The sequence below is a fragment of the Roseobacter denitrificans OCh 114 genome, from assembly GCF_000014045.1.
Classification (GTDB): domain Bacteria; phylum Pseudomonadota; class Alphaproteobacteria; order Rhodobacterales; family Rhodobacteraceae; genus Roseobacter; species Roseobacter denitrificans.
In genome coordinates, this window is sequence record NC_008209.1 from 121,052 (window position 1) to 134,927 (window position 13,876).

Sequence of the window (13,876 nt, forward strand, 5' to 3'; positions counted from 1 at the left end):
TTGACACTCACGAAAGAACCCGTGCGCGAAATGACCGAAAGACCCGTTGTAAGCATTAGCTTTTTCCGCTTTTCGCGGATTCCTGCCCGAATTTGGGCGCTTTACATGATGGGGCGGGCGCGCCTGTCCCTGCCATCGGTTCCGGGAATCGGTTTCTGGAAACTCTGCGGATCGGGCAGCGGTGAGGGTTTCACCCCCCTGCCCAACACCGCCGTGTTCGCAATCCTCGCCACTTGGCCGGATGAGCAAACGGCCCGCCAGCAAATTGACACTGCCCCGATCTTTGCCAAATACCACCGCAAAGCATCGGAAAGCTGGACGATTTTCCTTGAAACCGCCTCAGTGCGCGGGGTTTGGTCCGGGGACACGCCGTTCCACCCGACGGGTCAGAAAATCACGGGTCCGCTTGCCGCCTTGACCCGCGCCACTGTCAAACCCTCCCTTGCGCTCAAGTTCTGGCGACGCGTGCCCGACATCAGCCAGATGATCGGCAGCGATGAGAACGTCGCCTTCAAGATCGGCATCGGAGAGGTGCCACTGCTGCATCAGGTCACCTTTTCGCTCTGGCCGGACGCCAATGCGATGGCCGCCTTTGCCCGTATGAACGGACCCCATGCCGCCGCCATCCGGGCAGTGCGCGACGAAGACTGGTTTGCCGAAGAACTCTACGCCCGTTTCGCCATATTGGGCGATACAGGCTCCTGGGAGGGCGCAAGCCCTCTTGAAAAATTGGAATTACATGCATGAAGACCCCCTTCCCTTTCTCCGCCATCGTTGGTCAGCGCGAAATGAAACAGGCCATGGTGCTCACCGCCGTGGACCCCGGTATCGGCGGCGTGCTGGTCTTTGGTGACCGCGGCACCGGGAAATCCACGGCCGTGCGTGCGCTTGCGGCCCTGTTGCCGCCAATTCGCGCCGTCGAAAGCTGCCCGGTGAATTCATCAAGGGCCGCAGATTGCCCCGAATGGGCGGAGTTAGGCTCGAAAAAACTGGTTTCGCGCCCCACCCCTGTGATTGACCTGCCCCTCGGAGCCACCGAGGATCGCGTGGTCGGCGCGCTGGACATTGAACGCGCCCTGACACGCGGCGAAAAGGCCTTTGAACCCGGCCTGCTGGCGCGTGCCAATCGCGGATACCTCTATATCGACGAGGTCAACCTGCTGGAGGATCATATCGTCGATCTGCTGCTCGATGTGGCGCAATCCGGTGAAAACGTGGTCGAACGCGAGGGCCTCTCGATCCGCCACCCTGCCCGTTTTGTGCTGGTCGGTTCCGGCAACCCCGAGGAAGGCGAACTGCGCCCCCAACTGCTGGACCGCTTTGGCCTGTCCGTCGAGGTGCGCTCCCCCAATGACGTGGCTGAGCGGGTCGAAGTCATCAAGCGCCGCGACGCCTTTGAGAGCGATTTCGACGCTTTCATGGCCCATTACAGCGCCGAAGACACCAAGGTGCGCGACACGATCCTCAAGGCCCGCAAACGGCTGGCGAAAATCAAAACGCCGGACGATATTTTGCATGACTGCGCCGCCCTGTGCATCGCGCTTGGCTCCGACGGTTTGCGGGGCGAGTTGACGCTCTTGCGCACCGCGCGCGCACTTGCGGCCTATCAGGGCGATAAGGTTCTGTCCCGTGCCCATCTGCGCGATATCGCCCCCTCCGCCCTGTCACACCGCTTGCGGCGCGACCCGCTGGACGAGGCCGGATCAGGTGCGCGCGTCGCCCGCATCGTCGCCGAGGTTCTGGGGTGAGCCATGAGTCCGACAGCTGGGATCGCGCGGCCCTTGCGCTCCGGCTTTTGACGGTTGAAAACGCGGACCTCGGTGGTGCCGTCATTCGGATGCGCGCCAGTCCGGCGCGGGATCACGTTCTTGCCGCGCTGCGCGGGCTGAAACTGCGCAAGATTCATCCCACCATCAGCGACGACCAGCTGTTTGGCGGCCTCGACCTTGCCGCAACGCTGGAAAGCTCGCACCTTGTTGAAAACACGTCATTCTTTGACGATAAAACCAATGCCCTGCTGGTGATGGCAGAGCGGTGCGGCACCGGGCTGGCCGCAAAGCTGGCACAGATCCTCGACAGGGATGCCGGCCATATGCTGATCGCGCTTGATGAAGGTGCCGAAGCGGATGAGCACGCACCCCCTGCCCTTGCCGACCGGCTTGCGCTGCACATCGAACCCGAAGGCCGTATGCCGGAGGGGTGGCAACCTGCCCCCGCAGGAACATCGGCGCTTGACCCCCGCCACGTGACAGTGAGCGCAGGCGATATCCAAACCCTTGCCGAGATCGCGGCGGTTTTCGGCATCGACAGTTTGCGCGCGCCTTTGCTGGCGCTGCGTGTGGCGCGGGCGCATGCGGCGCTGAACGGACGCGACAAGGTGACGGACAGCGATCTCAATGTGGCTGCCGAACTGACCTATCCACACCGCGCCACGCGGCTTCCGCAAGAACCCGACGCCGCCGAAGATCCCCCCGCCCCGCCCGAAGATTCGCCCGAGGATGACGCGGCAGGCGACAGCGATACCCTGTCCCTGCCCGAAGGCGACATGCTGGTCGAAGCCGTCAAAGCCTTGTTGCCGCCCGACCTGCTGGCGGGTCTTGCCCCTGCGGGGACATCGCGCGGGGCAAGTGGCGCGGGGGCCGGGCAAAAACGCAAAGGCAACCGCCGGGGTCGCCCTCTGCCCTCCCGACCCGGGCGGCTTGACGGGCGCGCCCGCATTGATCTGGTGGCGACTTTGCGTGCTGCCGCCCCGTGGCAACCGCTGCGCCAACGGGCTGTCCCGACACGAACCGGCCTGCACATCCGCCCTTCGGACATCCGCCTCAAACGGTATCAGGAGCAATCGGACCGGCTGCTGATATTCACGGTTGATGCCTCCGGCTCTGCCGCCATGTCGCGCCTGAACGAAGCCAAGGGCGCTGTCGAATTGCTGCTGGCACAAGCCTATGCCGCCCGCGATCACGTGGCCCTTGTGGCCTTTCGCGGTGAGGGGGCCGAGTTGCTGTTGCCACCCACGCGATCACTGGTGCAAACAAAGCGCCGTCTGGCCAGCCTGCCCGGCGGCGGCGGCACCCCGCTGGCCGCTGGCCTGCAACAGGCCGCTCTGCTCGCGCAGCAAAGCCGCTCGAAAGGGCTGACCCCGACGGTCGTCGTTCTGACGGACGGCCGTGCCAACATCGCATTGGACGGCACGCCGGATCGCACGGCAGCACAAGCCGACTCAGAACAGATGGCTCAAATCATTCAGACCCAGAACATCGCCGCATTGGTGATTGACATGTCCAAACGCCCGCAAGAGCCGCTCAGGGCTTTGTCCGCGCGGCTTGGCGCGCCATATCTTGCTCTGCCCCGCGCCGATGCAGAGCGGCTTACCGGGGCCGTCAACGCAGCACTGGACGCCTAGATGCGCTGGCCGCCGCCCAAAGACTGGCCGCACGCTGATCATTCACGACAGGTTTTCTGCCATCCGCACAGATGGCATGTTCAGGAATTCGGGGCAGGGCCGACGGTTTTGCTCTTGCACGGTGCAGGCGGCAGCACCCATTCGTTTCGCGATCTCGCGACCGCATTGAGCAAAAACCACCATGTGGTGGCCATTGACCTGCCGGGACAGGGATATACGCAACTGGGTGCGCGTCACCGTTCGGGCCTCGCGTCGACAACCGAGGATATCGTGGCGTTATGTGCGCAGGAGGGTTGGCAGCCTGTGGCCATCATCGGCCACTCGGCAGGCGGGGCGCTTGCCTTGCGCCTGTCCGAACGTGTTTTTTCACCGCAGGAACAGACCCCCAGGGTCATCGGTATCAACCCTGCCTTGGACAACTTCAAAGGGCTCGCCGGGGTCCTGTTCCCCGTTCTGGCAAAACTCTTGGCCGCGGTTCCGTTCACCGCGCAGATCTTTGCATCTGCAACCAGTTCACCGGCGCGCATTGCGGCTCTCATACGCAGCACAGGCTCTGAACTGGACGCGCAGGGGCTATCTTATTACCAACGGTTGATCAGCAACAGGAACCACGCGGATGCCACCCTGATGATGATGGCGCAATGGTCCCTTGATGATTTGCTGCGCGACTTACCGACCATTCCCGCCCAAACGCTGTTCATTGTCGGGGACAAGGACGCCACCGTACCGCCCAGCGTGTCGGACAAGGCCGCCCAAAAACTGCAAAATGCCCGCGTCATCCATCTGGAACACCTCGGCCATCTCGCCCATGAAGAAGCCCCGGAAGAGATCGCCCGGCTCATCCTCGCCTTTCTGTCCGATCATGGCGCCTGACGAAAAACCAGACACATCATGTACCACCTCACGCGTTGATGTCCTTGCCCCCGGGAAGCGGTGGGTGATGCCGGTGTTTGGCGTCAAGGAATATCGAAAAAGAGAGGCCGCGAACAGGTGATGCAGGATGAACTCGAAACGCTTCAGGCGCGTGGTCACCCCCAGCGCACGAGACCGAGGATCGCGGAGCCACCGTAGAAGGCTTGCAGCATCAGGAAGGTCCAGCGCCGGTCGATCACCGCCCAGGCTGCAAAGAGACTGGCGGAGATCAGCAACAGTGAAAACCCAAGGATTTCGTTGCCCGTATTCGAGGCGATCAGCACGGCATAGACCATCGCAGACAAAGACCCCGTGATTTCGAAGAGAGACGTGAGTTTTCGATTGTCCATCCGGTGGCCTGCTTTTCAATGTCGGGCGTATATTGTCGCTGAACGGTTGGGGAAGGCAACGGCTATTTGACGGGGCATGTCGGTCCCGGCTGGCGCACAAGGCGAGCGGCGTTTTCCGCTGGAAGCCTGCTTCGTGCGGGGTCTGCCAAAACAAAAACGCCGCCCCGCGATAGGACGGCGTCTTCGGTTCAGTTTGTCGGCTATCAGCTTGAGCTGCCGGACACCGATGCGAGGTAGGCCGCGATGTCTTCGCCGCCGCTTCTCAGCTTATATGCCATTTTGGATTTCGCTTTGGAATCGTCCAGATAGGCGCGCAGGAACGCACGCGGATCGGTGACGTATTCCACAAAGTTGTCCGCATCCCAGACCAAGCCGGCTTCACCGGCGGCAACAAGGTCGTCGCCGTATCTGAAGTCCGCAGTGCCCGCCTGACGACCCAAGACCCCATAGAGGTTCGGGCCGGTCCGGCCGCCCTTCACGATTTCTTCGCCGGCGTCGGAAACGATCTGGTGGCAGGACTTGCATTTGTTGAATGCTTTTTCACCTGCTTCGATGTCACCTTCGGCGAATACCGGAGCTGCCGAGAATGTCATTGCGAGTACTACTGCTAAAGTTCGTGTCATCGTTATCTCCTAGGTTGCTGGCCATACATCCTAGGACTTACGGGCAAGAGTCAACACTCACAACCCAGCAATATTACGCGACGGCATGTGAAATGGCGCATTGTTTCCACAGTTCCTTGAGCGCCAGCACCAGATGTTCGATATCCTCGATGCTGTGCAGCGGCCCCGGCGTGAAGCGCAGCCGTTCCGTGCCTTTGGGAACGGTGGGATAGTTGATGGGCTGCACGTAAATCCCGTATTGCTGCATCAGGTAATCCGCGATCATGCGGCATTTCACCGGATCACCGATCATGACCGGAATGATATGGCTGGGGTTTTCCAGATGCGGGATGCCTTCCATGTCCAGACGCTTGCGCAGATATGCCACACGCTCCTGTTGCAGTTTGCGTTCCTGATCCGATTGCTTGAGGTGGCGGATCGACGCCTGCGCCGCAGTGGCAACCGCCGGAGGCAGGGCGGTCGTAAAGATGAAGCCGGAGGCAAAGGAGCGGATGAAGTCGCACATCGCCTCTGAGCCGGTGATATAGCCGCCCACGACGCCGTAGGCTTTGCCCAGCGTGCCTTCGATCAGGGTGATGCGGTCCTGCAACCCCTCGCGTTCCGAGATGCCACCGCCGCGGGGTCCATAAAGGCCAACAGCGTGGACCTCATCAAGATAGGTCATGGCACCATGCTTTTCGGCCACTTCCACGATCTCTTTCATGGGGCAGATGTCGCCATCCATGGAATAGACCGATTCAAAGGCGACGATCTTGGGGCAATTGGCAGGCAGGGCGGAAAGCTTGCGGTCGAGGTCTTCGGGATCGTTATGTTTCCACAAAACCTTGTTGGCGCGCGAATGGCGGATGCCTTCGATCATGGAGGCATGGTTCAATTCGTCCGACAGGATCACCGCATCGTGCAGGCGGCTGCCCAGCGTGGACAGGGCCGCCCAGTTGGAGACATAGCCGGAGGTAAAGAGCAGCGCGTCATCCTTGTGGTGCAGATCAGCGAGTTCGGCTTCGAGCAGCTTGTGGGCGTGGTTGGTGCCCGAGATGTTGCGCGTGCCACCGGCACCTGCGCCGTAGGCGTCGATGGCGCCTTTCATGGCGTTGATCACGGTGGGGTGTTGCCCCATGCCGAGGTAGTCATTGGAACACCAGACGGTCACTTGATCGGGGCTGTCTTCGTTATGGCATTTGGCTTGCGGGAATTTCCCGGCCTGCCGTTCAAGTTCCGCGAAGATACGATAGTTGCCATCTTCTTTGAGTGTATCCAGCTGCGCTTGGAACAGTGCATCAAAGTCCATGATGTCCCCCTTTTAGTGTCGTTGCTTTTGGTGTTGGCTGCTTTGGGGCGGGTAACATCCACCGCCAGAGCTTTTCGTCCGGGATCGGCAAAACCATCACCCAGTGTTCAAGAAGTGCGAGCGCCGTGATGACGCTCAGCAGGGCAAAGCCGATGATCTGGCCTTGGGTCTCGGCCCCGTGCATCCGCTCCAGCCAGCAGGCGGCGGCGAAGGTCAGGGCAGAAACGGAGATCGGAAACAACCAGTTGAGCGGTCTGATCCGGAAGTAGGTCGCAAGATGCGCAAGCGCGTTCGGCAGAAAATCCACGTTGATCCGAGGCACACCCCAGAACAGGTTCAGTTTTGCCGAGATACGGGCGAAAAACAGCACCGCAAAGGTCCATGTGGCGAATTTATTGCCCGCCATCATGTTCCATTCCACCAGAAACATGCTGATCAGCGTGAATACCAGCAGCATTTCGTGATAGGCCAATGTGCCCCAGGCGCGGATGAAGCGTTCCCATTCGGGTGTGTTCGGTGGCAGGGGGTAGGTGTTTGGGCCGGTGATGACGCCCGTCAGGAACGCCAGTTCGATCCAGCCCCAGATCGCCAGTGCGGAGAGGAACGCCAGAACCGCGCCCTGTGCCGACATATCGTCCAGAGTGCTCCAGAACCCGAATATCCCGAGGGCCAGCATGGGCAGGCCCCAGAGCGTGGCAAGCGTGCCTGCATTGCCGCCTCTACGGTCCGCCACCTTGACCACCCACAGGATCGCGCCGGTGGAAAACCACCACACAAAGAGGGCAAGAAGGGAGGCGGACCAGATGCTCATTTCAGTAGGCAGGCCGCATGAGGGTCTCGGTTGGGACCTTGTGCTTTTTCGCCGGGATCGTGATCAGCGAGATGAACGCACTGACCGCACGGGCCTGTGCCCCGATCTTGGCAAAGAACTTGCCGTTCTGCGTGGCCTCGGCGAGATCCGCGTTGGCTTTTTGCATTTTCTCAAGGCCGCGCTGCCAGCGGGGGTGTTCGATGTCCAGCGTGATCGGATAGATCTGCTTGGTCAGCTCGGAAGTCTTGGTAAAGACCTCATGGGCGTACCAATCCGGGTCCACGCCAAGGGCCTTGTGAAAGGCCGGGCGCTGGTGATCGCGCACATACATCGTGGAATAAACCGCCGTGAGGAAGAACTTGATCCAGAGCACGTTCTTGCCGCTGGTCAGTTTGGGGTCGGTTTTCATCAGCAGGGCAAAGGCTTCGCCGTGGCTGAATTCATCGTTGCACCATTCCTCGAACCACTTGAAGATCGGATGGAAGCGGTGCTCGGGATGCTTTTCCAGATGGCGGAAAATCGTGATGTAGCGCGCATATCCGATCTTTTCGCTGAGATACGTGGCGTAATAGATGAACTTGGGGCGGAAGTAGGTGTATTTCTTCTTCTGCGTCAGAAACCCGAGGTTCACGGCAACGCCTGCTTCGCGCAGAGCGTCGTTGATAAAACCGGCATGGCGGGCCTCATCCCTCGCCATCAGCTGGAACAGCTGCGTGATGTCCTTGTTGTTGCCGCGGCGCTTCATCTCTTTGTAGAGCACGCAGCCCGAGAATTCAGCCGTGCAGGAGCTGATCAGGAAATCGAGGAATTCCTTTTTCAGCGTCGGCTCCATGTTTTCCCAGTCAACATGGTCCCAGTCTTCATTCTTTTTGAAGTGGCCCTTGTTGGGGTCGGACACCATCTGCGCGATCAGCTTGTCCCAGTCCTCGCGTACCGAGGACACATCAATCGCGTCCAGTTCATCAAAGTCGGTGGTGTAAAAGCGCGGCGTCAGCAGCGTGTTCTGCATCGCGACTTCGGTGGCGCTTTCGCTGTCCACGACGGATTGCGCTTCCTGCAGCTTCAGGCTTTCTTCGGCGTCGGTGATTTCGGATGTGTGTTTAACTGGGGCGTTCACAGCTTGACCTCCTCAGAGAATGAAAATTCGCAAAGCTCCATGACCTCGAAATCGCCGGTGAGCCGGGTCCAGAGGCGTTCGAGCTTGCTGGCGCGGATGATCGTGGCTTCGCGGTCTTCAGAGATCACTTCTCCGAAGGGGGCCATGATTTCGCCGCCATGGACCTGCACTTCGTCGCCGGGGTAGATCACGGCCCCGTTGTTGAATCGCACATGCGCATGCAGGCTTTCGAATTTGTGGCTGATTTCAACTGTGCAGGGGGCACGCTCGAAATCCTTTGTCAGTAGTCCCATGAGGTGGCTTCCTTTCTGGGTTAGGGTTTGTCCAGCAACCTGGCGAAGGTGCGGGAGTTGGTGGCGCCAAAGCCCATAAGCTCGGCTGACCATCCGGTGACGGGGTCCGTGATCGAAAGGCGGTTGCCTTCCCGTAATTGTAGAAGAATGGGTGCCGACATGTCGATACCGCTCTTGCCGCGTTCGCGGGCGATCACGCGTTCAATTCCGGCGACGAACCCGCCGTTCTGCGGCGTGAAATCGGCCAGCAGCGTGCCGTGTTCATCGAGCACACGCGCAGCACCCGAGGCATCCCCGGACAGATAAATCGCGCGCTCGCTCAGCAGGGCACCCACGGGCGGCTGGCTGTCGGGCGCACGGCCGGTCAGGGTCGCGACAGTGACGATGCCCAGAATGGTCAGGACCAGTCCGAACATGATGCGCACCATGATGCGCGGGACGAGGTCTTCTTCCTTGGCGTGGATACGGGGTTGGGTGTGTGTGGCCATCTGCTTTACTCCGCTGCGACGGCCTGGGCCGCTTGGGGCCGGGCACGGGTGACAGTGGGGACAGAGACGCGCGCCTCTGCGGCCTCCGACAGCAGCCGCGCGACACGCTCCGCATCCGGGATGCAGCGCAGGGCAGGCTGTGCTTCGCGGAAATGCCAGGGGCGCACATGCGGCCAGCAGGTCAGGTAGGACAGGCGTGTTTCACCGATGGTTTCAAGCGCGATCGTGCCTGTTTTGCCCGGGCGCAGATCCAGCATCGCATTGCCGACCTGGGTGTAGGGGATGTTCAGGGTCACATTCAGGGCCGCGCCGATGCGCATGGCGACACGCGCATCGGTGACGGTGTAGACGGTGGCGCGCGCCTGGGCGACGGCCACCAGTGTCAGCATGCCACAGGTCACAAGGCCCAGTAGCAGAAAGGGCACTGCCGCACCGATTGCCTGACCCAATGGCAAAAGATCCAGTTGTGAGACGAACCGCCAGAGAGCCAGCAGGATGAAGTACCCCGCGACCCATTTCACGTTCAGAGATTCCACCGCGAGACGCCACCAATCGGGACGGCCTTGCCAGAGGATATTCTCGCCCTTGGGGGGCTTGGCGGGGAGCCCCTCAACGGGCTCTATTTCAAAATCGTCATGAGACATGGCGAGTATCTCCTTGGTTGTGGTTTTGACTTGGGTGCGCCCCGGCGGGGTAATGGTCCCGCAGGGGCGCGCGTGGCGGTGGGTTCGTCAGAGTTTGGGTTCCTGACGGGTGCCGGCATAGAGCTTGCCGCCCCCGTAGTAGCCCGCGATCTTGTCTTCCTCGAGCAGGGTGATCTGACGTGGTGAGGCAATCGTCGGCACATTGGCAAAGTGTTCGCCGTAAAGCGCCGCGATGTTGACGCGGTTCGACTTGATGTTGGCGAATGTCATCGGCACCAGACGGGTGCCTGAACCCCATTTGCCTTCCAGTTCGAACTCAAGGAAACGGACCAGCTGTTCCGGTTCATCAATCCACATATCGGTAATCTTGCCGACGATTTCCTTGTCACCTGACATCACGGGCAGGCCACGCGGGTCACGCCCGGCGGAGACGATAAAGCCTTCAGCGGCGGACATGGGCACGATTTTGGGATGCCCGTGACCGTCCAGTTCCGGCGCGTCGCGGCGCGGCGCCCAGGAGGCCGGACCAACACCATCCAGCATCGGATCGCCCGTGGGTTCCAGCGGAAAGCCATTGCCGGGTCCGGTGCGTTTCAGCGCGATGTCGGCACGTTCCGGTGTCTGCCCGCTTGGCACGGTAACCTCACCGCGCCCGTGGGGCAGTTTGAAGGTCTTGTCCGAGGGCACGGGCCACATGCTGGGGTTGGATGAAGGGTTGCCCTCATCGTCTTCGAGCGGGTAGCCTTCGCGCATGTTTTCGCGCTGGATATAGATGATGAGGCCAGCAAAGAAGATATAGAAGAGCCAGAGAGACAAGCTCGCCAGATCGAATTCGCCAAAGAACGCTGCAGTCATGTCGTTTCCTCCTGAAACGGGGTCATGTTGGGAAATCGGCCAGGCCCATCGGGCGTGATCCGCTTTCTCTTGTGGTGTGATAAACCCGCCGGCGCACAAGCGGTCCAAGGATCACCAGAGTTACGAACAGAAGTACGATCTCCAGATGATATACGACTGAATAGCCGGTAGCCGGGGAAACCAGGCCCTCTCCCCAGGCTCCTGACATTGCGATGGAACCTGTCCAGTCACGCAGGCTGCCACCAATGGCGATTGAGAGGCCGGCAGCGGTCGCTTGCGCTGCCCCCCATGCGCCCAAAGCCAGACCCCGACCTGCCATGCCGGTTTCGGGCAGGGTCATGCAAGCGGTCAAAGTTGCGACCGCAAACAGGCCGCCCCCAAAACCGATCATGCCCGCGCCGGAAAAGAACAACGCAGGCGAATTCAGAGGGGCGGCAAAGATCACCATGCAGAACGCACCGACCCCGGCCAGTATGCCGCCAGCCGCCAGCCGGAACGCGTCCGAGCCCTCGGCAAGCCGCTTGCCCGCCAAGGCAAAGCCGAGCAGCGCGCCCAGCGACCACATCGCCGTCAGCAATGTGGTGGAGGACACGGACAGGCCGAGGATCTCGCCGCCATAGGGTTCCAGCAGTACATCCTGCATGTTGAACGCCATGGTCCCGACAAAGATGCAGGCGAGGAGCCGTCCGGCCTGTCCACCCTTGATGAAATCATCCCATGCGTCCTTGAACCTTGGGCGCGGTGCTTCGCGCTCCGTGCGGCTCATGGGTTGCAGGCTTTCCTGTTTCCACAGGGCGATCAGGTTCAGAACGGCGGTGATCACGGCAGTCGCCTGCACCACCTGAATGAGTTTGAGCGGAGTGAAATCCCGCAGCAAAAAGCCGATGATCAGGGATGAAATGCCCATGCCCACGAGGAACATCACGTAAAGGAGCGCCACGACACGCGGGCGGGTCTCATCTGTTGCACGGTCCGAGGCCAGCGCCAGACCGGCCGTCTGTGTCATATGCATGCCGAGACCGGTCATGACAAAGGCCAGAGCGGCGAGGATTTCTCCGGCAAAGGGGACGTCGATGTAGACATCACCCCCAAGGACCAAAAGCGCCGAGGGCATGATGGCCAGACCCCCGAACTGCCACAATGTGCCAAACCAGATGTAGGGCACCCGCTTCCAGCCAATCGCCGAGCGATGCGTGTCTGAGCGAAAGCCCAGAAGCGTGCGGAACGGTGCAATCAGAACCGGCAGGGCGATCATGACCGCGACAACCATCGCAGGCACCGTCAATTCCACGATCATCACCCGGTTCAATGTGCCCAGAAGCATCACGGCGGCCATACCAACGGAAATCTGGAACAGCGACAGGCGCAGCAATTGCGGCAGGGGCAATCCATCACTCGCCGCATCGGCAAAGGGCATCGCCTTGAGCGACAGTCGTTTCAGACCGGCGACATTCATACCCGCACCTCCATCAGTTGCGAGATGTAGAACCCGGATGTGACGCGTTCGACGGGGGCAACCTGCCCCGACACGCCTTGCGCGAGAGCCGCGCGGGCCAGCCTGCCGGCGTCATGGGGGATCATCACAGGGCTGCGATCAGACCGGGGAAAGAGTTTGCCCGCGTACCACATGGCCATCAGGGCCTTGGTGCGCGGGGCGACGGTAAACACGATCGATCCGCCGGTGCGCGCCTCAAGGGCCGCCAATGCGCGCCCGATATCGGTTTCGTCGTAATAGATCAGGCTGTCCATAGCGATCACATGATCAAATTGGCCCAGCGTATGACAAAGCATGTCACCCGATGTGAAGGTGACCTGTTTGCGCAAGTCTTCGGGCAGGCGCGCCTCGGCGATCTGGACCAGCGAGGGCGAGATATCGGTGGCAAGCACCTCGGCACCGCGTGCAGCCAGCTCGATCGTCATCTGCCCGGCACCGCAGCCTGCATCGAGCACGCGGTGGCCCGTCAGATCGGCAGGCAGGCGGCTCAGCATCAGATCACGCATCCGGTCCCGGCCCTGCCGCACGGTCTGGCGGATTTTCGAGACCGGCGCGTCAGAGGTCAACCGCTCCCATGTGCGGGTCGCGGTCTTGTCGAAATATGTCTCTACCCTGCCCAAAGTGGCACTGTACCGCTGCTGCGCAGCGGGTGTTGCACCGGTGGAGAGGGTTACTTCGTCACGCATCAATCAAATCCCAGAAGTTCAAAGATATCCCGGTCGGGTAAAGGTGCCGGGGCCAGCGGCTCGGTTCCGTTCCACAGCGTTTCGGCCAGACGGATGTATTCCTTGCGCACCTGTACGATCTCTTCATCGTCAGGCATCTCAAAGAGCGTCTTTTTCTTGAGCCGGGAGCGCCGGATCGCATCAAGGTCAGGCATATGGGCAATGCGGTTGAACCCGACGGTGTCGCAATAGCGGTCCACCTCATCGGTTTCGCGCGACCGGTTCGCAACGCAGCCTGCAAGGCGCACTTTGTAGTTCTTTGATTTGGCCTGCACCGCCGCAATGATCCGGTTCATCGCATAGATGCTGTCGAAATCATTGGCCGTGACGATCAGCGCGCGGTCGGCGTGCTGAAGGGGCGCGGCAAAACCACCGCAGACCACATCGCCGAGCACGTCAAAGATCACGACGTCCGTGTCTTCCAGCATATGGTGCTGCTTCAGCAATTTGACGGTCTGCCCGACGACATAGCCGCCGCAACCGGTACCCGCAGGCGGGCCGCCCGCTTCGACGCATTTCACACCGTTGAACCCGTCAAAGACGAAATCTTCGGCGCGCAGTTCCTCGGGATGGAAATCCACCTCTTTCAGAATGTCGATCACAGTGGGCACCAAACTGCCGGTCAGCGTGAAAGTGCTGTCGTGTTTGGGGTCACAGCCGATCTGCAACACCCGTTTGCCCAGCATGGAAAATGCCGCTGACAGGTTCGAGGATGTGGTGGATTTGCCGATACCACCCTTGCCATAGACGGAAAAGACCTTGGCCCCTTCGATCTTGGCGGTTTCGTCCTGATGGACCTGTACGGATCCTTCGCCGTCCTGACCACGCAGGCTGGGCGGTGTTCTGTCCAATGGGCTCATGTCATCGTCCTT

General features: G+C 60.8%; 16 protein-coding genes. 4 read left to right on the forward strand and 12 right to left on the reverse strand.

Features of this window, described 5'->3' with window-relative positions; all coding sequences use genetic code 11:
* The first annotated feature begins 30 nt into the window (after positions 1 to 30).
* The 4 genes from crtA to bchO are packed head-to-tail and all read left to right on the forward strand — an operon-like array spanning position 31 to position 4,276.
* Positions 31 to 747, forward strand: a complete 717-nt coding sequence (crtA, locus tag RD1_RS00550) for a spheroidene monooxygenase (protein WP_011566478.1) — start codon at positions 31 to 33, stop codon at positions 745 to 747.
* Positions 744 to 1,748: a magnesium chelatase ATPase subunit I gene (gene bchI, locus RD1_RS00555; protein ID WP_011566479.1), complete on the forward strand. Its 1,005-nt coding sequence runs from the start codon at positions 744 to 746 to the stop codon at positions 1,746 to 1,748. Before crtA ends, bchI begins: the two co-directional genes overlap by 4 nt.
* Complete coding sequence (locus RD1_RS00560; protein WP_011566480.1) at positions 1,745 to 3,403, forward strand: magnesium chelatase subunit D; 1,659 nt, start codon at positions 1,745 to 1,747, stop codon at positions 3,401 to 3,403. Before bchI ends, RD1_RS00560 begins: the two co-directional genes overlap by 4 nt.
* Positions 3,404 to 4,276: an alpha/beta fold hydrolase BchO gene (gene bchO / locus RD1_RS00565; RefSeq protein ID WP_011566481.1), complete on the forward strand. Its 873-nt coding sequence runs from the start codon at positions 3,404 to 3,406 to the stop codon at positions 4,274 to 4,276.
* Between the two features lie 155 nt (positions 4,277 to 4,431).
* Here bchO and RD1_RS00570 read toward each other — a convergent pair whose 3' ends face one another.
* The 12 genes from RD1_RS00570 to bchL all read right to left on the reverse strand — a co-directional run bounded on the left by RD1_RS00570 (position 4,432) and on the right by bchL (position 13,864).
* Positions 4,432 to 4,665 carry a hypothetical protein gene (locus RD1_RS00570; RefSeq protein WP_011566482.1) on the reverse strand — a complete coding sequence of 78 codons (234 nt, stop codon included), beginning with the start codon at positions 4,663 to 4,665 and terminating at the stop codon, positions 4,432 to 4,434.
* Between the two features lie 203 nt (positions 4,666 to 4,868).
* Positions 4,869 to 5,288, reverse strand: a complete 420-nt coding sequence (locus RD1_RS00575; RefSeq protein WP_011566483.1) for a cytochrome c551 — start codon at positions 5,286 to 5,288, stop codon at positions 4,869 to 4,871.
* Positions 5,289 to 5,361: 73 nt separating this feature from the next.
* Positions 5,362 to 6,576, reverse strand: coding sequence for a 5-aminolevulinate synthase (hemA, locus tag RD1_RS00580; protein ID WP_011566484.1), 1,215 nt, complete (start codon positions 6,574 to 6,576; stop codon positions 5,362 to 5,364).
* Entirely contained in the window at positions 6,566 to 7,387 is an 822-nt protein-coding gene (gene puhE / locus RD1_RS00585; RefSeq protein WP_011566485.1) for a putative photosynthetic complex assembly protein PuhE, read from the reverse strand. The genes hemA and puhE overlap by 11 nt, the downstream gene beginning before the upstream one ends.
* 1 nt (position 7,388) lies before the next feature.
* Entirely contained in the window at positions 7,389 to 8,504 is a 1,116-nt protein-coding gene (gene acsF, locus RD1_RS00590; protein WP_044032854.1) for a magnesium-protoporphyrin IX monomethyl ester (oxidative) cyclase, read from the reverse strand.
* Positions 8,501 to 8,797 (reverse strand): hypothetical protein, encoded by a 297-nt coding sequence (locus RD1_RS00595; RefSeq protein WP_011566487.1) that lies wholly within the window; start codon positions 8,795 to 8,797, stop codon positions 8,501 to 8,503. Before RD1_RS00595 ends, acsF begins: the two co-directional genes overlap by 4 nt.
* 20 nt (positions 8,798 to 8,817) lie before the next feature.
* Positions 8,818 to 9,285 (reverse strand): photosynthetic complex assembly protein PuhC, encoded by a 468-nt coding sequence (gene puhC, locus RD1_RS00600; protein WP_011566488.1) that lies wholly within the window; start codon positions 9,283 to 9,285, stop codon positions 8,818 to 8,820.
* Between the two features lie 5 nt (positions 9,286 to 9,290).
* Positions 9,291 to 9,929 carry a photosynthetic complex putative assembly protein PuhB gene (gene puhB, locus RD1_RS00605; RefSeq protein WP_011566489.1) on the reverse strand — a complete coding sequence of 213 codons (639 nt, stop codon included), beginning with the start codon at positions 9,927 to 9,929 and terminating at the stop codon, positions 9,291 to 9,293.
* An 87-nt stretch (positions 9,930 to 10,016) separates the two neighbouring features.
* The gene (puhA, locus tag RD1_RS00610; RefSeq protein WP_011566490.1) at positions 10,017 to 10,784 is read right to left on the reverse strand and encodes a photosynthetic reaction center subunit H; all 768 of its coding nucleotides are present in this window, start codon (positions 10,782 to 10,784) and stop codon (positions 10,017 to 10,019) included.
* Positions 10,785 to 10,806: 22 nt separating this feature from the next.
* A complete protein-coding gene (locus RD1_RS00615; protein WP_011566491.1) occupies positions 10,807 to 12,240 on the reverse strand; it encodes a PucC family protein in 1,434 nt (477 codons plus the stop codon).
* Complete coding sequence (gene bchM / locus RD1_RS00620; RefSeq protein WP_011566492.1) at positions 12,237 to 12,965, reverse strand: magnesium protoporphyrin IX methyltransferase; 729 nt, start codon at positions 12,963 to 12,965, stop codon at positions 12,237 to 12,239. Before bchM ends, RD1_RS00615 begins: the two co-directional genes overlap by 4 nt.
* Positions 12,965 to 13,864: a ferredoxin:protochlorophyllide reductase (ATP-dependent) iron-sulfur ATP-binding protein gene (gene bchL, locus RD1_RS00625; RefSeq protein ID WP_011566493.1), complete on the reverse strand. Its 900-nt coding sequence runs from the start codon at positions 13,862 to 13,864 to the stop codon at positions 12,965 to 12,967. The genes bchM and bchL overlap by 1 nt, the downstream gene beginning before the upstream one ends.
* Positions 13,865 to 13,876 lie beyond the last annotated feature (12 nt).